This is a genomic window from Vibrio sp. Isolate30, from assembly GCF_022397975.1.
Lineage (GTDB): Bacteria > Pseudomonadota > Gammaproteobacteria > Enterobacterales > Vibrionaceae > Vibrio > Vibrio fortis.
The window spans coordinates 1,464,986-1,483,084 of sequence record NZ_JAKEUS010000001.1; the positions used below are offsets into that span (position 1 = coordinate 1,464,986).

Consider the following 18,099-nt stretch of genomic DNA (forward strand, 5'->3'; position numbering starts at 1 on the left):
TTTCAGACGCACTTCTCTCAAGTTTTCCTCTTCGATATCAGTCAGTGTCAAAAAACATGACAGGCAAAACAACCTCTAACTTAATGATTTAATTAAATAATTAATAAATCCTACAATTTCACCTTTACGCCAAGACAGATTTAGTTTGTAAAACTTGCTCAGTATTAGAACAATGAAGGTATCGAAGACACTAGGAAATCATTATGTGTGACAGGACAAACCAAAACGAAAATCGAGTATTAATGTTCTCAGCCCTTCTTGCATCTGGCTTTGCATTAGGTGGCTTGGCACTAGGCTTAATTGTTGGTTCCCTCGTCATCGTATTCGACGGTGTTTATTCGCTGATCAGTTTACTGTTAACTTTATTGTCACTTGCGGCATCGAAGTACATTAATCGCCCGTCAGATTCTAACTTCCCTTTTGGTCGAGCAATCATCGAGCCTATCGTTATTGCATTTAAAGCCGCGGTTATTCTTATCGTTGTCGGTTACTCATTATATTCAGCAGTGGGCGCATTGATGACTGGTGGCCGAGAGGTTGACGCCTCTATCGCAACCATCTTTGGTGCTCTGAACGTACTAGGTTGTGGTTACGCTTGGTGGTACATCGCCAATAAGAGTAAGTCATTCTCTTCTGGTCTGATTGAAGCTGAATCGAAGCAGTGGCAGATGGATACATTGTTGAGTGTAGCGGTGACTGCAGGTTTCGTCGCAGCATGGTTCATCACCTTGTCACCATACGCTGAGTTTGCTGTTTATGCTGACCCTATGATGATGGTTCTGATGTCGTTCTACTTCATTAAAGTCCCATTCGATATGCTGAAACAAGCAATGCGTGAACTGTTAATGATGTCGGCAAACAAAGAGATTTGTGAAAAGGTTGATGAGAACGTCATCGCAGTCGATAAAGAAGCGCAACAAGATCTTAAACTGAAAGGTGTAACTAAGGTGGGTCAAGAGCTGCGTATTAACGTGGACATTCACACCAACGATCAAGCAACCATTGCAGTCAATGATATTGAAAAGACGCGCCGCCTACTCAAGCGACGCCTTTCTAAAATGCCTTATGAGCTGAAACTCAATTTGAGTATTGCAAGCTAAAGGGTAACCGATTAGCGACTAGGTGTTCGCTTGCTCGATATCACCACTTTCTGATTTAGCCGACGCTTTTTGTGTCGGCTTTTCTCTTGTTACCCACCAGCACGCCAGTGAACCAATCGTCACCATGCACACGCCTTGTAAGAAGGTCATAGTGAGTGAAAGGCCGAGCAGCATTGAAGAGAATAGAGTTGCGAAGATTGGCGTAAAGTACGACATGGTTGCAAGAAACACCATGTTGCCACCTAATATCGCGGTATTCCACAACGCATAACCCGCTCCCATCGCCGCCCCCGCCAACACAAGATCGATAGCAGCGCTCGTTGTCATGATCATCGCCGGTTCATCACTCAGCGCGTATTTAATCCAGAGGGTCACCGCAGTCGCAATAAAGAACAGCACAATTGCATTCTGACCTTTCGCCACACGCTGTGTGTAATTACAATACACAGCCCAGATGATCGCACCAAAGAAAGCCATGGAATAAGTTAGCGGGTTAGTCGCCACGTTTGCGGCAATCTGCTGTACCGAAAGACCTTGATCGCCACTGATACTCCATGCCACGCCGAAGAACGCCAGTACGATACTTGGGTAAACCAGTAAGTTGGTCTTCTTTTTACTGAGTAACACGGCAAACAGCACAGTTAATGCGGGCCAAAGATAGTTGATAACCGCCATTTCGATTGCTTGATGACGGCTGTTCGCCATACCAAGAGCAAGGGCCAAAAATATCTCATAGCAAACGAAAAGTGAGCCACCAATCAGAAGATATGACTTAGAGAAACGCGAAATTTTCGGTAAACCCATGGTAAACACCAGTAGGATCGAGCTCACCGTATAGAGACTGGCAGCCCCTCCAATCGGTCCTAACTGTTCAGATACGCTGCGTGAGAGCGCGATTAAGCAGCTCCACAATAGAATGGCCATTACGCCATAACAACTATAACGATGAGTCTTTAACACTTGATTACCTTTTTACAAAGCCAACTTAAGCAAATTCCTAAATGGCGAGCATAAACCAGAAACTTGGCCAAATGATAGAAAAAACAAAATAAGACTTCCTAAAATAAACAACACTTCGTACAATATAATTATATTTATTTCATCATTGTCACCTTAATGAACTATACCGATAGCTTTACTCATTACCTAGATCTGCAACTAAAAGAAGTCATTGCTTCTCAAAGCGCAGAGGCTATCGGCCATGTCAAAAAAGCGATGGACACCGAAGCCGTTCGATTAGATAAAACCATCCCAAGTTCTATAAAGTTATTTGTCGACGGTTTCTGTGTATTGAGAAAAGGTAAAGTAAAACAGGCTCTTGTCTATCTTAGTCAAGCTCTAAATAAAGCAGACGCTTCACCCTCTTTGATCCTCAAATACTACATCGAGTATGGTTTAGGTATCGCCATGATTCGCTCAGGCAACTTCACTGAAGCCATTGTCGAATTAACCAAGGCTTCGGAATGTAAACACATTGCTAGCCCATACTTGCTTGCAAGAATCTACGCGAATTTAGGTTATATATTTCTCGAAGCTGAAGACTTTCACAAAGCCCACTACTACTGTGAATTAGCCTGGGAAACCAGTACTCAGACACCAGAGCAGATGGTGATCTCACCTGTACTCACCAACCTTGCATTTACCAATAGTAAGCTGGGTCGGTTCGATATTGCTGTCCAACAGTTTGAGCAGTACAGAAAGACTCTCACGTTACACGCAAGTCCACTTGGCGAGTTCTTCTATCATAATGCCTTTGGCGCCCATTTAGAGCTGCTAGGAGAATCTGAGCACGCACTCAAGCACTTTTGTAACGCGATTCAATGTGCAGAACAGCTGTCAGACGATTTCTATCTATTAGATGCACTTCTTGAGTATTGCCGTTGTGCTATCGAGAACCAACATATTGCTCACCTCGATACTCATATTCAAAAAGCGCTGACTCTGGTTGAAGCATTCGGTAGTGCTAAGATGTTGGAGGCTTTCGCCACTATCTTGCATCAAGAATCGAAGTTTAATAACAACGCCACATTAAAGAATGAGCGCCTAGAACAAGCCTTCAATTTACAGGCAAAGGCACTCAAGCTACACGGTGAAAGTAACAGTGAGTCCATCTCGCAACTGTATCAACTCCATTCTGAACGTCCTCAGTTAGAGAACGCGCAGTCGTTGGCAAAAAACTTGGAGTTAATCTCTTCGTTTGGCGAGTACCTTGGATCACACAACGATCTCACAGACATGGTATTTCGTCTGTATAACGACCTTTCAAAACTCATGTCTGTCGACTGTCTTGCTTTGGGCTTGTATGACGAAGCGACTGAGAAATTGCATTACGAGCAGTTTATTGACCTTGGTAATCTTCTACCGCCATTCACTATCAATTGTCGTGGTGAGTCGACATTAAGTACGTATTGCATCAAGAACAATCTATCGTTCGTGCACGGCAGTTTTTCTCCTGAGGTACTACAAAAGCTTGTTAATCAGGATCCGACCGCGCACGCTTTTGTCGGTACGACGCAAGAGGACTACCCGTCGGTTATCATGATTCCGTTAACGCTCGATCATAAGACTCTAGGTGTGTTGACGATACAGACCCACCAGCCGCATGCTTACCAAGACTACCATATGTCTTTGATTAAGCACCTTGGCTCGTACATTGCGGTCGACTTACAAAACAAACAACACAAAAAACAGCTCGAAGCCCAGAAGAAAGAGCTCAACCGTTTGGTGAACTTAGACCCTTTAACTGGTCTCTATAATCGCGTCTCTCTTGGCTCGTCGATTCAAAAGCTACAAAAGTGTGCACAAGCGGCGAGCAAGATCTCGGTGCTGCTCGTTGATGTGGATTACTACAAGCAGTACAACGACAGTTATGGTCACGTAAAAGGGGATGGCGTGTTAAAGGAGATCGCCAATCTACTTCGAATCCACTTTACCAAAGAGCACTGTAAAGTATTCCGATTTGGAGGCGATGAGTTTCTTATTTTGACCGAATGCATGATGAAGTCTGAACTTGAGAAGAAGGCTCGTGACTTTATGTCTGATCTTCATCAGCATAACATCGAACATATCTCTTCCCCGTGTAGTGACAGGATCACCGTATCCATTGGCGGGGCGATATTTGATCACGGCACTAAGAGCCTATTGCTCGATTCAGAGTTGATTCAAAAAGCGGATGAAGCTTTGTACACCATCAAGGACAAGGGTAGAAATGGCTCGCTCATCGTGAATGCCGAACACGTTAACAACCCCGAGCCTAGCGACGCTTTCCCTCTACCTTTTATGTAGTGCTCTCACTCGCATCAATAACTGCCAATAAAAAAGGTACCCAACTTCCGTTTTAGGTACCTTTTCAATCAACTGTCTTTTGTAGAGCCAGCGGCTGTAAACACGAAACAGCTGTTAACAGGAAACCACGGCCAACACTAAGCGAGAAGCAGCGCCTTTAACTCAGTCAAAGACGCGACTTGATAGTGAGGTTCAATGCCACTTGGCTTTGGTTTACCTTCAACATTCAGCCAACATGTTTCGATACCAAAATCGATGCCGCCTAAAATATCTGAGTGCGGGTTATCACCTACCATCAACATACGATCTTTAGCCGGTTCGCCAATGATGCGGTGTGTGTGATCAAAGATCGCAATGTCTGGTTTAGCCACGCCCACCTCTTCAGAGATCACCACATGGTCGAAGTAATGCGTCATCCCTGTGCGCTCCAAACGAATAGACTGCAGTTCGGTAAAGCCGTTAGTGATGATGCCCATTTTCACCTTACCTTGCAGTGCTTCCATCAACTCTTTAGCGCCCGGCAATAATGTACAGATGTCTGCCATTGCGGCTAGGAAAGCGCTATTCAATACGGCGGTTGTGGTATCTAGCTTTTCCGCCCAAGACTCAAAGCGGGTGTGCTTTAATTGATCCGCAGTAATACGGCCATCTTGATAATCAACCCAAAGCGGTAAATTGACTTGTTGGTATGCCGCGTAGTCTTGCTCGTTAAACTCAACGCCGAAGCGAGAGAACATCAGCTTCATTCCCTTAAACGAGTCAAAGTGAAACAGCGTTTCATCCGCATCAAAAAATATCCAGTCGTACTTCATTACCTATCCTACTTGGGTTCGATCGTTCTAGAGAGGCTATGCCTCATGTCTTTTGCACACTTTCTACACAACTGTGAGCTCGTAGAAAGTTCTGACCTTTTATATAAATCACGCATCAACTTATGATGTATCGCAAATTTTGCCACATATTAAACTAATAACATACAAGAAACACATTTCAATACCGGAGGTATTATGAAGCACTTCTTACCGTCGTCTGTCATGCTTACACCGTTTCTTGTCAAAAACTACGACGCTTTTGTCGGCGACCAATCCGAACCAAAAACAGAGCAAGAAATGGTCTCTGGTGATGAATCCAAACAAGAGGCTATCGATATAGAAGAGACAAAAAGTTAATAAAATTAGAACTTTATGTAGATCTTTTTCATCAACACTATTTATTCTCATATGGATGGCGTACTGCTCACGCCACCTATTATTATTTAAATTATCATTAGAATCGAGCTAACCGTTTGCTTCATGAAGCACGTCACAATCCCTAACCAGAAAGTGGTAGTTAGGCGTGAAAATTGTCCCAGATCAATTGTTCCACAGACCTTTATCGCCAACATAGAGCTCAAGCAAAAATCATAATTTAACTGGAGCAACTCATGGCTAGTGCATTTTACATCCCTACAATCAACTTCATGGGTACTGGCTGTTTAAAGGATGCTGCTGATAGCATTCAGTCTCAAGGCTTTAAAAAAGGTCTTATCGTAACCGATAAAATCCTAAACCAAATTGGCGTGGTTAAGCAGGTACAAGACCTTCTTAGCGAGCGCGGTGTAGACGCTGTGGTATTCGATGGCACTCAACCAAACCCAACCATCACAAACGTAAATGATGGTCTTGAATTACTGACTGACAACGACTGTGATTTCGTTATTTCTCTAGGTGGCGGTTCTCCACACGACTGCGCGAAAGGTATCGCTTTGGTTGCTTCTAACGGCGGCAAGATTGCAGATTACGAAGGTGTCGATCAATCTGAAAAACCGATGATGCCTCTTATCGCTATCAACACGACTGCGGGCACCGCTTCAGAAATGACACGTTTCTGCATCATTACAGATGAAGAGCGCCACATTAAGATGGCTATCGTTGATAAGCACACAACACCGCTTATTTCAGTAAACGATCCTGAACTAATGCTTGCTAAGCCTGCATCACTGACTGCTGCAACAGGTATGGATGCGCTAACACACGCAATCGAAGCTTACGTTTCTATCGCAGCGACACCAATAACAGACGCTGTAGCGATTAAAGCAATTGAACTTGTACAAGCTCACCTAAGAACGGCAGTAGCGCACGGCGAAGACATTGAAGCACGTGAGCAAATGGCTTACGCACAGTTCATGGCGGGTATGGCGTTCAACAACGCGTCACTAGGTTATGTTCACGCGATGGCGCACCAACTGGGTGGTTTCTACGACCTTCCACACGGTGTATGTAACGCTATCTTGCTACCACACGTTCAACGCTACAACGCGCAAGTTTGTCCTGAGCGTCTACGTGATGTTGCAAAAGCAATGGGCGTTAACGTTGAAGGTATGTCACCAGAGCAAGGTGCAGAAGCTGCGATCGAAGCGATTGTTCAACTAGCAAATGACGTGAACATCCCAACAGGTATCGCGGAACTTGGTGCGAAGCTAGAAGATATCCCTACTCTGTCTGACAACGCACTGAAAGACGCATGTGGTTTTACTAACCCTAAACAAGCGACCCACGAAGAAATCTCTGCGATTTTCGAAGCGGCAATGTAGTTCTTCAATTTATAAAACACCAAACTTTATATGTTAGTTTGAAAGCGGGCTTGCCATAGGTGAGCCCGCCTTTTTATCGAGCAAAGTCACAATAATTGACAAGACGGAACCATATGCGTGCAGTGAAATAGATCACATATTAAAACAATGGTTATTTTTTATTTTGAAGCCAAAGCGAGTCTCTGCGAACAATGCAGCATAACCTAAAGAACACAATGCCATATATTATTCCTTATTTGCCTTAGTGTTACCAACACTAGAAATCATAAACCAGACAAATGAATGCCAAGTATAACTATTCATTTAGTCAAAAGTGCATTTTTATGCACCTTGCGCAAACCCAGTTCATTTCCTAGCTTTCTTATGCAACATAATCTATGCAACGTCAGTTTAGGATGAACTAATGAAAAAGAACCCACTCACTATTGTGCTAGGGTTAACTGCTAGTGTGGGTCTGGTCGGTTGTCTTGACGACTCCGATTCAGACTCGTCTAGCGGTTCCGCGTCCAGCACATCTTATAGCGTAACGGCCATTGATGGATACTTGAATGGTGCCCAAGTTTGGTTAGACCTTAATGCTAACTTCCAGTTAGATTCTAACGAACCTTCTGCCACAACAGGAGAAGGAGGTAAAGCTAGCCTAGATATTACTGGTATTGATAATCCAGAAACCTACCCTCTTGTCGTTAGGTCGATAAAAGGTCAAACCGTTGATGAAGACACGGGCAATACCGTCGCATCCGACTACGTAATGTCCGCTCCTGCCGGAGAAAGAGACGTCACACCACTCTCCACTTTAGTACATGTCCAACTTGAATCAGGGCAAGCAGCCAGCAAAGAAGAAGCAATCACAAATGTTGCGACAGAAATGGGATTAGAAGAAGGTGAAGTTCTTGGTGATTACAAAGAAAACAATAACGAAAAAGCGGCCTTTGGTGCGAGAAGCCTAGTTGCATCAGGGAACTTACCAGAGAGCCCTGAAGAATTGAACACTGCTGCCAACGATGACGACGGCAGTAATGACCTCTTAGCTGCTATCAGTGTTGTAAACTCAAAAATCAAAGAAATTGTTGAAGACAACGAAGCAGATTTAGATTCCATTGTCTTCAACAAATCAGGTGTGGCAGACAAGGATACAGATAGAGATGGTGTCGCAGATGAAGACGATGCCTTTCCAAGCGACAGCAGTGAATGGCTAGATAGTGACAATGATGAAATTGGTGACAATGCCGATACTGATGACGATGGCGACGGCGTTTCTGATACAGAAGATGAAATGCCGTTAGACCCGAATGAAACCAAAGACTCAGATTCTGATGGCAAAGGTGATAATGCCGATCTAGATGACGATAATGACGGAGTTCCAGACACCGAAGACGCATTCGACTTCGACCCAACAGAGACACTAGACACTGATAATGATGGTATCGGCAATAATACTGATGAAGATGATGATGGCGATGAAGTCAATGACGAAGAAGACGCATTTCCACTTGACTCATCAGAGAGTATTGACACCGACGAAGATAATATAGGAAACAACGCTGATACCGATGATGATGGTGATGGTGTTTCCGACGAAGAAGATGACTTCCCATTAGATAAAGACGAATCTCTCGACACCGATAAGGATGGAATCGGCAATAACGCAGATACCGATGACGATGGTGATGAAGTTAGTGACGAAGACGATGCGTTCCCACTAGACAGCTCCGAAACGGTTGATACTGACAAGGATAACATAGGCAACAATGCAGATACTGATGATGATGGTGACGGCGTTTCCGATGAAGAAGATGACTTTCCATTAGATAAGGACGAATCTGTCGACACCGACAAGGATGGCATTGGTAATAATGCAGACCCCGATGACGACAATGACGGTATCGACGATGAAAACGACCTCGATCCGACCGATCCAGATGTAGGTTTATCGGACACGGCAAAGGCAATCGAATTCATCAAATCAGAAGGCGCTATTTACTCTCTTTGGGAGGAAGATTACGACAAAATCACCCAACTCTTTATCGACACCTTTACTCCAAATGGTGATGTTGCTCCATTAACCCAAATTCAGCGAGTTAAATCTGACGGAACGTTAATCACAGTACCAAACGATTATGAGTCAGACACCCAACTCACTGAGCAAGGTTGGACATCAATCCCCGAAGAATATGTACTGGATATCAGCGATAGTAAAATAATGGCTTACCCAGTAGATCACCCGACGTTAACTTACAGTGCAACGGCAATATATAAAGATCTATCGGGCGTCTCTATTTCCTCTTACAACCTAGATTTAGACTTGTTGGAAGACAGTCAGGGTAGCTACCCTGATGGCTCAACGGCTGTAGTTCTTAACTTCACGCCAGTTAACGATGCGTACTATCTTTGGATTAACTGGACGCCATGGGTTTTTGATGGTCACAATGGCAAAGACAATGCAACATTGGACGAACTGATCGTAGACACAAGTGCAGGTGAAGTTGGCCAGACATCGATGTACTACGGTGTATCAATTGGATGGGATGTTAGTGCCGAACTAGTCTCTGACAATACAGTCAACTTTTATTCTTTAAATTGGCATGATGGAGAAGCTGTAAGGGTATCGTCAGCCACTTGGACTCGCTCAACGATGAACAATGAAGACATTATTATGTTTACTGTTCCCGAGGAAGCGATCGCAGAGTGGGGCGAAAGCTTTGATCAAGACTCTCCGCATGTCTTATTTAGCGTTGTTGACGGCCAACTCCATCAAGGTTCACTTGAAAAGGCAGGAGAACCAGAAGTTGATGAAAGCATCTACATCAATGCTATTGCTAGAGATGCTGCTTTAAACATTGTCGATGTACCTGTTTCTACATGTAGTACTGGAGACGACGAAGACGACACCTCAACAACACAAGAGTTTGAAGCCGCTGTTACAGCTTGTGGTGGTAGAATCACAATCACGGAACAGATGATCGTCGACCAAAATTTCCATCGTGTTAAGGGCAATGGTGACACCCGTGACTACTTCTTTAACGCAGATGGGACGGTAGACGTTTCTAAAAATGGTGAATACGGATATACAGACAATTGGGGCATAAACAATGGTCAAGTGGTAGTCACTTATACTGAAGCAGACTATAGCGCATCATGGACTTGGGCATTAATTGAGCAATCCGATTCAGTGTGGTCATTGAAATTCTATGAATCCGAGGTTCAGGGTGAACAGTCGACGCAACTAATTTGGTCTGACACTGTGGAACTCATAGAAGGCAATGTCATCTGTAGCTTCCCCGAAAATTCTAACGCGTCATTAGATAGCTTTAAAAATGACCTCTCCGAATATTCAGATTGTGCTGACAACCCATTAACCTCTGAACTATCAGGGTTACAGCTTGGTAGAGTGAAGAGTAATGGGGAGACTCGCGGATATCAATTTAACGACGATGGCACGGCCATAAATTACCGTAACGGAATTCCTAGATATTGGGTATGGGAATTTGACGCCGATAACAACATGTATGTTGTTTACTATGACGAGGAAAAAACGGAGTTAGCTGAGTATATTACTGTTTTGTACAACAGAGAAGGCTCCGTGAGTCTCGCTTTCTACGAACCAGAAGCATCTGAATCTTGGGCTTCAACCTACGAAGACCTATCGACTAGCAATGGCATTCTCTATTGTGATACAGGCAATACTGATTGGAATGACGAAGACAACGTGCCAAATTATGGCTCTTTCCAAGACTACAAAGATAGCGTGGAATCTTGTATAGAACTAAGTGACTCCAACGCAGCATTTAGTGCGGACTACTTCGACAGAAAAATCAGCTTCACAAGCAACTCAGATGAAGACGGTGAATTCGAAACTTTCGTATTTGAAGAAGATGGCACTGGCTCATATATCGTTTCACATATAGATGACGGTGACCAAGAAAACTTAACCATGACTTGGTCTGTTAACGATGAAACAAACCTAGTAGACGTAGTTATCGATGCTGGAGAAATCACAGCAAGAGATACTCTAGCTATTATTGACAGTAATAGTATCGAGTTTTCCATCAAAGGATTCTCAAGGGGAAGCGACTGGGATGGCGTAGGAGATGACGACGGAGGTGATATTTGGTCCCGAGTTTTCACTGCAGATCAACCCGATGACTAATTAACGATACTCATCCAGCAATCAATGCCCCCTTTATTGGGGGCATTTCTTTCTAGCCTTTGTAGTTTCTAACACGTGCCGCTTCAGCTTCGCGCTTGTCAACGACCGTTTTGCCGATAGGTGCCAATGAAATCACAGCTAATTTAAGGTGCTGAATAGCAAATGGGATACCGATGATGGTCACGAAGCAGGCTACTGCAGATAAGATGTGGCCAATTGCAAGCCATACCCCTGCGAATACGAACCAGATAATATTGCCTATCATGCCTAATGGACTGGTACCGATATCACCCTCATTGGTTAGCTCATCACGCGCAATCGCTTCTTGACCAAATGGAAAGAACGAGAAGTTACCCATAACAAAACACGCTCTGCCCCACGGAATACCAACGATGGTCAGAAATGCAAGCAGCCCAAAGAACCACCACGCCAATCCCATAAATACGCCACCGAACAGAAACCAAATGATGTTACCTATTGTTTTCATTCTGTATTCTCCAACTCTTTGAATGCTGTTTAATTACTATGCCAAATAAGGCTGCGCTTCTTTCAATAGGTTCATTATTGTTGAGCCTTTATGAACCGTTTATGAATCAACGCAATTTTCTGTGTTTGATGCACACCACGAAATACCAAATCCGCATAGGGCAGTGCTAATTTATTTGATACCATTCAGTTCTAACCCAAGCGCAGACTCAACAACGAATTTAAGGCCGAATCTATGAACAATACAGAGCAACCTAAAAAGAAAATGAAAAACTGGGTGCCTATCGTCTTCTTCGGAGTTCTTAGCACCGTTCCAGTATTTATGTTCCTAGTCGACGTGTACATCAACCAATATATGTAACACACCCTCTATTGTCCCGACTTAAATGAATACAGGTAAACACACCTGTATTCATCCTAGTTAGCACTCCTCACTACATTCAGTCCAGCCGTTCGGTAATCAAATCAGTGCTTCGCTAATGAGGTCCAAGATATCGATCAGCTCGTGATCCGGCAGGTTTAATAAGTTATCCCCCACATACCACTCAATCTTGCATTGATTCGGTAACTCACAGATAGCTGGGTTTCCTATCCATACCTTATGCTTACTAGCGATATTGTCTCTTAAAGCAACCCCATCTTCGTAACTTGCCGGCAAATAAAGATGTAGCATGTTCGCTTGCGGTTGTTGTGGGTTCACTTTGAATTGAGGGTAATCTAACAAGATTTGGTAGATCTGTTTCGTGCGTTCATACAAAGCGGGCATCTGCGCTAGTCGTTGATCAAACTGCATAGCTGCAGATACAACATAAGGTGTACGGTGATACACATTACCGCCTTGTCGTTTCATCCAAGCTGACGCCTTCGCAACAAACGCTTTATCACCCAACAACAGTGAGCCACCAAGTCCATTTAGCCCTTTGTATAGCGAGACATACGCACTATCAAAGCCCTTTGCGATTTCGCTGTAAGGTTTTTGATAATATGCACCACACTCCCACAAGCGCGCGCCATCCATATGCAGATGAATGGATTGTTCGTTGCAATACTGCTTAATCGCTTCGAGCTCTTCCCACTCTGGTAGCTGACCACCTATCTCTCGCATCGGTAACTCATAAAGCGCTGCTGCGATTTCATCTGGCCACGCTTTCAAGTCATCGACATTCCAAGTGCGAAACACATTGCCCACTGGCAACACATTAAAGCGGTTCTGGAGCTGGTACCCTTGGCGCTCATGACGCAGGATATGACTCGATTCATGCATCGCAACCAGCGGGTTTCTTTTCTCCTGGCAGGCGATCTCTAATGCCGTTGGTTGATTCATAGTGCCAGTGATAACAAATACAGCCGCTTCATATCCAAGCAGCTCTGCAACTTTGGCTTCAAAGCCTTCGATGAACTCACCATCACCGTAAGTATCGTGATGTATGTTGTGCTCTTCACACCATTCAGCCATCTGAGCAAATGTTTGGTCCGGAGTTGGATCTAAGTGACCTGAAAGAAACAAATTACACTGTTGACGCAAGTCCATGCTCATACTTTTTCCTTTATTCATTGTTGTTCTATGTAGAGAGATTGAATTATTTACGTTCGCTACCAACGTTGACATAAAATACGCTTATTCGCTTTTATTATTCACGAATAATTAGTTTTACTTAGTCGTAGGGTGAAGGTAAGAAAAACACCTAAATCAGAGCGTGTTTTATATAATTAAGCACTCGATAAACCTATGTATCTAAATAGATAAGTATGGGCTAATTCGTTGTTCTTCAATCATTCTTCTATTATTGTATATCTATAATTCCAATAAGCATTATTCGTTAACGGACAAAGAGGGCTTTATGTCGAAAAATCGAGTCTTGGTGCTATTCGCCCACCCTTCTCAGCATCGCTCTGAAGCAAACAAACCCTTATTCGAACAAGCCAAGCGTATTGGTGGCGTGACCTGTGTTGATCTCTACGCTGAATATCCAACTTTCAAAATCAACATCGATCGTGAACAGAAACGCCTGTTGGACCATGACATCATCATTTTCCAATTCCCACTTTATTGGTATTCAACTCCGGCAATTCTAAAAGAGTGGCAAGACCTTGTTCTTGAGTATGGTTTTGCCTATGGCACAGATGGCAACGAGTTAGAAGGTAAGAAATTACTTTGCAGCATTACTGCGGGGGGTAAAGAGGATGCCTACCAAACTGACGGCTACAACCATTTTACCATTCGTGAGCTACTCCACCCTCTTGAACAAACCGCTGCTTTGTGTGGTATGGAATATTTAGCGCCTTATGCGCTATTTGGCTCGCGAACCGCCTTGGAAGAGAACCGCATCACCGGGCATGTTGAGCGCTATAAATTTTTGTTGGAGTCGCTAGTCGCGGGCAGTATTGACTACAAAAAAGCAAAAAAAGTCGCGAAGTTAAACCACTACCTCGACGAAATCATCAACAGGGACTAAAGAATGACTGGATATTTTTTACAAGCCTTTATCTACTTAGTCGCCGCCGTGATCGCAGTGCCGATAGCTAAGCGTCTTGGCTTAGGCTCAGTACTGGGATATTTAATCGCAGGTGTGGTTATCGGACCTATCATCGGCCTTGTCGGTGAAGAAACCACCACCATTCAACACTTTGCCGAATTCGGCGTGGTAATGATGCTGTTCTTGGTTGGCCTTGAGCTCGAACCTAAGATGCTATGGGCAATGAGAAACCGTTTGATGGGGCTTGGTGGCCTACAAGTAGGAGGCACAGCAGCGATTGTAATGGGCATTGCTCTAGCCTTTGGCCAACCTTGGACTATCGCTCTCACTATCGGCTTAATCTTTGCGTTGTCATCGACCGCGATTGTACTTCAAACATTCAACGAGAAAGGCTTGTCTAAGACTGAAGGCGGTAAGAATGCCTTTTCGGTTCTATTATTCCAAGATATTGCCGTTATTCCGATGCTGGCATTCATTCCTCTGTTGGCGTTGCCAGAATTAATTGAAGCTGCACAAAGCGCGGTCACTTCAGCTTCTGACCACCATGAAGAGTTAAGTCTGGTTGCTGGTCTACCTGGTTGGGCTTATGGCCTTGTGATTACCGCATCTATCGCGATTGTGGTTGTTGGCGGGCACTTCTTAAGCCGTCCACTCTTCCGCTTCGTCGCAAGCTCTGGCCTGCGTGAGATCTTCACGGCAACGGCACTGATGCTGGTTATTGGTATTGCTGCACTGATGAGCCTTGTCGGCTTATCGCCTGCACTAGGCACTTTCCTTGCGGGTGTTGTACTGGCGAACAGTGAATTCAGACACGAACTGGAATCGAACATCGACCCGTTCAAAGGACTGCTGCTTGGCCTGTTCTTTATTACGGTAGGTGCGGGAATCAACTTCGATGTTCTATTCAATGATTTCATCCTAATCATAGGGCTAACTCTGGGTGTCATGTTACTAAAAGCAGCTGTGCTTTTTACCTTGGCATTGATTTTCAAAATCAAGAACAGCGATCGTTGGCTATTTACACTGAGCTTGGCGCAAGCCGGTGAATTTGGATTCGTACTATTAAGCTTCTCGGCGCAAAACCACGTATTGCCGGCTGACATTGTTCAAACGCTCTCACTAGTGGTTGCTCTTTCAATGTTCCTAACTCCGGGCCTGTTTATTTTGTTTGATAAGGTGATTCTGCCTCGTTACGAGCAAAAATCGAATGACCGTGAAGAGGACACTATCGAAGAGAAAGGCACAGTAATCATTGCGGGTATCGGGCGATTCGGTCAGATCGTTAACCGCTTATTGGTATCGAACGATGTCAAAACGGTGGTTCTAGACCATCAGGCTAACCAAGTCGACGTGTTGCGCTCCATTAATATCAAATCTTACTTTGGTGATGCGACTCGTCACGATCTGTTGCACACTGCGGGTATCGAAGAAGCAGCAATGCTTGTTGTTGCCATCGACAATCAAGACTCAAGCGTGGAGTTGGTCAAGTACGTTAAGCACTCCTACCCTAACGTAAAAATCTTGGCTCGTGCGTTCGACCGTGGTCATAGTTACCGCTTAAGAGAGGCTGGTGCTGATTTCGTGGAGTCAGAAACCTACCACTCAGCACTAGAAATGGGCGCACAAGCACTACGCTCGTTGGGTCATCATCCATTCTTCGTAGAACAGCAGAAATCGACCTATCAACGTGTTGAAAGCCGTAAGTCTGAAAAGCTATTCAAAGCTTGGTCGGAAGCTGAAGACAACCCAAGGTACGACAATAACTATCGACAGATATTTATTCACCTTGAAGAAGCGATGAAAGAAGACATGAAGAAAGACCGATCCGATAAGCATTCTCGCTCAGAGCGTGGTTGGACACCGCCTCCAAAAGGTTATGCAGACGGTTTTGAGGAAGAGGAATCATAGACTTCGATTCTCAATCCCAATTAAAAGCGGCTATTTAGCCGCTTTTTCTTTATCTATGGCCCCTAAATACCGCAAACAGGTGCCATTTATTGATACCTAAGCGGATAATAATCGCAATTAATGTGATCAAGTTATAATTTTTAATCTCATCCCTCTCTTCAAAAACGAATTCACTTTTTACATTTTTGAAACATACCCACCCTGCATAAACCCCAATTAAAATGTGGCTTTATATGCACTTCCTTTAACTATACTGAACTCAGCTAAAATTCCAACAACCAGTTTCAGGGCGTTGAACACCATTGCATATATCAAAGTCGACCTTACTAACCTTTGCGAAAGCATTCACACAGCAAATATCTGAAGCGTCCAATTCACAAATCAAAGCCAATCTAATTAACACAAATGTTTCAAAGAATGTCTATCGTTACAATTTGTAACGAATTGAAGTTGTCGGTATAGTCCTGCCATCAAAAAAGTGAGACCTATGCGCTCACCTTAAAGGAGATATAATAATGATCACTAATGATGCCGTAATTATGGGCATGTTAGCTGTTATTCTTGGCGGTGTATTTATCACGGAAAGTAGCCAAAATAGCGCACTTAAAAAATTCTACTCGTTCGTTCCGGGTTTATTGCTCTGTTACTTCGTACCTTCACTACTTAACAGTTTTGGCATCATCGACGCTTCCAATTCAAAACTTTACTTTGTTGCAAGCCGATACCTACTTCCAAGCGCACTTGTATTGCTGATCATTTCAGCAGACCTACGCAAAATCTTCGGGCTTGGCTCAAAAGCTGTGATCATGTTCCTTACCGGTACACTTGGCATCATCATTGGTGGTCCCGTTGCGATTCTGATTATCGATCAGGTTAACCCTGACCTCGTTTCTGGTGATGTATGGCGTGGACTCACAACAGTAGCCGGTTCTTGGATTGGCGGCGGCGCTAACCAAGCGGCAATGAAAGAAGTGTTCGAAGTAAATGATAAACTGTTCTCAGCAATGATTACGGTTGACGTTATCTGTGCAAACATCTGGATGGCAGTGCTTTTGATTATGGCTGGCCGTCAGAAGAAAATTGACGCATGGTTAAAAGCCGATACGTCATCTATCGAAGAGCTAAAAGAGACGGTATCCAAATACCAAGAAGAGAACGCTCGCCCGACAACAACAACCGATCTCATGAAGATCGCTGGGATTGCCTTTGGTCTAACAGGCCTTGCTCACTTCTTCAGTGACATAATCGCACCATGGATCTCAACGAATGCTCCAGAACTAGCAAAATACAGCCTAACATCTGGCTTCTTCTGGCTAATCGTTATGGTAACTACATTCGCCTTGATCGCTTCATGCTTCAAATCGACGCGTAGCCTAGAGCACAGTGGCGCATCGAAAATTGGTTCAGCGTTCATCTATATCCTAGTTGCTACCATCGGTATGCAAATGGACGTTACAGCAATCTTTGACAACCCAGGTTACTTCTTCATTGGTATCACATGGCTAACTATCCATGCCCTACTCATGATTGCGATGGCGAAAATCATTCGTGCACCGCTGTTCTTCATGGCGGTAGGTAGCCAAGCTAACGTTGGTGGCGCGGCATCGGCTCCTGTGGTTGCAGCAGCATTCCACCCAGCATTGGCTCCAGTAGGTATCTTGATGGCAGTTCTTGGTTACGCATTAGGTACATACGGCGCTTACATCTGTGGCCTAATCATGCAGGCTGCTGCAGGTTAATTGAGCTCACCTTAGCTCAAGCTATCCATTAAACATCAAAGCCCGATATTGGTACGCCAATATCGGACTTTTTTATGTCTACAGGTTAGTCATGATGTAGTGAAAACAAGGAATTAAGATCATCTGTAGCCCCAAGAATGCCAGCAGATACTGAAGAGTTTCATTTTTGGACTTCTCAATCTTTTTGTTCACATACGACTGAGATACCGGGTCGATTTCATTAATTGAATCTTTAAATGCTTTGGCAAGTAACACCGCCCTCTTCTCTGGAACGCCTGCCTTAATCAATGTGTTGGATAATTTTCTAACGTCTACTCGTACCATTTTAAACACCAATAATTAGATTAAGTGCTTGAAATCTATCATAGAGAATAGATCGTAT

At 44.0% G+C, this 18,099-nt stretch carries 14 protein-coding genes; 9 read left to right on the forward strand and 5 right to left on the reverse strand.

Annotation, left to right across the window (positions count from 1 at the left end; all coding sequences use genetic code 11):
* Positions 1–203: 203 nt before the first annotated feature.
* Positions 204–1,100 (forward strand): cation diffusion facilitator family transporter, encoded by an 897-nt coding sequence (locus L1D60_RS06355; protein ID WP_239840254.1) that lies wholly within the window; start codon positions 204–206, stop codon positions 1,098–1,100.
* An 18-nt stretch (positions 1,101–1,118) separates the two neighbouring features.
* Here the strand turns inward: L1D60_RS06355 and yddG are convergent, their stop codons facing one another.
* Positions 1,119–2,060 carry an aromatic amino acid DMT transporter YddG gene (gene yddG, locus L1D60_RS06360; protein WP_239840255.1) on the reverse strand — a complete coding sequence of 314 codons (942 nt, stop codon included), beginning with the start codon at positions 2,058–2,060 and terminating at the stop codon, positions 1,119–1,121.
* Between the two features lie 156 nt (positions 2,061–2,216).
* Between yddG and L1D60_RS06365 the strand changes: the two genes are divergently transcribed.
* The gene (locus L1D60_RS06365) at positions 2,217–4,385 is read left to right on the forward strand and encodes a diguanylate cyclase (protein ID WP_239840256.1); all 2,169 of its coding nucleotides are present in this window, start codon (positions 2,217–2,219) and stop codon (positions 4,383–4,385) included.
* A gap of 137 nt (positions 4,386–4,522) precedes the next feature.
* On the opposite strand, the gene yjjG is transcribed toward L1D60_RS06365, so the two are convergent.
* Complete coding sequence (gene yjjG, locus L1D60_RS06370; RefSeq protein WP_239840257.1) at positions 4,523–5,197, reverse strand: pyrimidine 5'-nucleotidase; 675 nt, start codon at positions 5,195–5,197, stop codon at positions 4,523–4,525.
* 195 nt (positions 5,198–5,392) lie between these two features.
* Here yjjG and L1D60_RS06375 point away from each other — a divergent pair, with 195 nt between their 5' ends.
* The 3 genes from L1D60_RS06375 (at position 5,393) to L1D60_RS06385 (ending at position 11,107) form a co-directional block, all read left to right on the forward strand.
* The gene (locus L1D60_RS06375) at positions 5,393–5,554 is read left to right on the forward strand and encodes a hypothetical protein (RefSeq protein ID WP_239840258.1); all 162 of its coding nucleotides are present in this window, start codon (positions 5,393–5,395) and stop codon (positions 5,552–5,554) included.
* Positions 5,555–5,808: 254 nt separating this feature from the next.
* On the forward strand, positions 5,809–6,957 hold the full coding sequence (gene yiaY, locus L1D60_RS06380; RefSeq protein WP_239840259.1) for an L-threonine dehydrogenase: 1,149 nt from the start codon (positions 5,809–5,811) through the stop codon (positions 6,955–6,957).
* A 403-nt stretch (positions 6,958–7,360) separates the two neighbouring features.
* Positions 7,361–11,107 (forward strand): hypothetical protein, encoded by a 3,747-nt coding sequence (locus L1D60_RS06385; protein WP_239840260.1) that lies wholly within the window; start codon positions 7,361–7,363, stop codon positions 11,105–11,107.
* Between the two features lie 52 nt (positions 11,108–11,159).
* On the opposite strand, the gene L1D60_RS06390 is transcribed toward L1D60_RS06385, so the two are convergent.
* Complete coding sequence (locus L1D60_RS06390) at positions 11,160–11,594, reverse strand: YccF domain-containing protein (RefSeq protein WP_239840261.1); 435 nt, start codon at positions 11,592–11,594, stop codon at positions 11,160–11,162.
* A 234-nt stretch (positions 11,595–11,828) separates the two neighbouring features.
* On the opposite strand from L1D60_RS06390, the gene L1D60_RS23535 reads away from it, so the two are divergent.
* Positions 11,829–11,954, forward strand: a complete 126-nt coding sequence (locus L1D60_RS23535; protein ID WP_008218887.1) for a hypothetical protein — start codon at positions 11,829–11,831, stop codon at positions 11,952–11,954.
* A 99-nt stretch (positions 11,955–12,053) separates the two neighbouring features.
* Here L1D60_RS23535 and L1D60_RS06395 read toward each other — a convergent pair whose 3' ends face one another.
* Positions 12,054–13,130 carry a beta-eliminating lyase-related protein gene (locus L1D60_RS06395; protein ID WP_239840474.1) on the reverse strand — a complete coding sequence of 359 codons (1,077 nt, stop codon included), beginning with the start codon at positions 13,128–13,130 and terminating at the stop codon, positions 12,054–12,056.
* Positions 13,131–13,434: 304 nt separating this feature from the next.
* Here L1D60_RS06395 and L1D60_RS06400 point away from each other — a divergent pair, with 304 nt between their 5' ends.
* From L1D60_RS06400 to L1D60_RS06410, 3 genes are all read left to right on the forward strand, one after another.
* Positions 13,435–14,049: an NAD(P)H-dependent oxidoreductase gene (locus L1D60_RS06400; RefSeq protein WP_239840262.1), complete on the forward strand. Its 615-nt coding sequence runs from the start codon at positions 13,435–13,437 to the stop codon at positions 14,047–14,049.
* A 3-nt stretch (positions 14,050–14,052) separates the two neighbouring features.
* Entirely contained in the window at positions 14,053–15,978 is a 1,926-nt protein-coding gene (locus L1D60_RS06405; RefSeq protein ID WP_061031172.1) for a monovalent cation:proton antiporter-2 (CPA2) family protein, read from the forward strand.
* 515 nt (positions 15,979–16,493) lie between these two features.
* Positions 16,494–17,717, forward strand: a complete 1,224-nt coding sequence (locus L1D60_RS06410; RefSeq protein WP_239840263.1) for a DUF819 family protein — start codon at positions 16,494–16,496, stop codon at positions 17,715–17,717.
* Positions 17,718–17,795: 78 nt separating this feature from the next.
* On the opposite strand, the gene L1D60_RS06415 is transcribed toward L1D60_RS06410, so the two are convergent.
* Positions 17,796–18,041 carry a hypothetical protein gene (locus tag L1D60_RS06415; protein WP_061031174.1) on the reverse strand — a complete coding sequence of 82 codons (246 nt, stop codon included), beginning with the start codon at positions 18,039–18,041 and terminating at the stop codon, positions 17,796–17,798.
* Between the last annotated feature and the right edge of the window lie 58 nt (positions 18,042–18,099).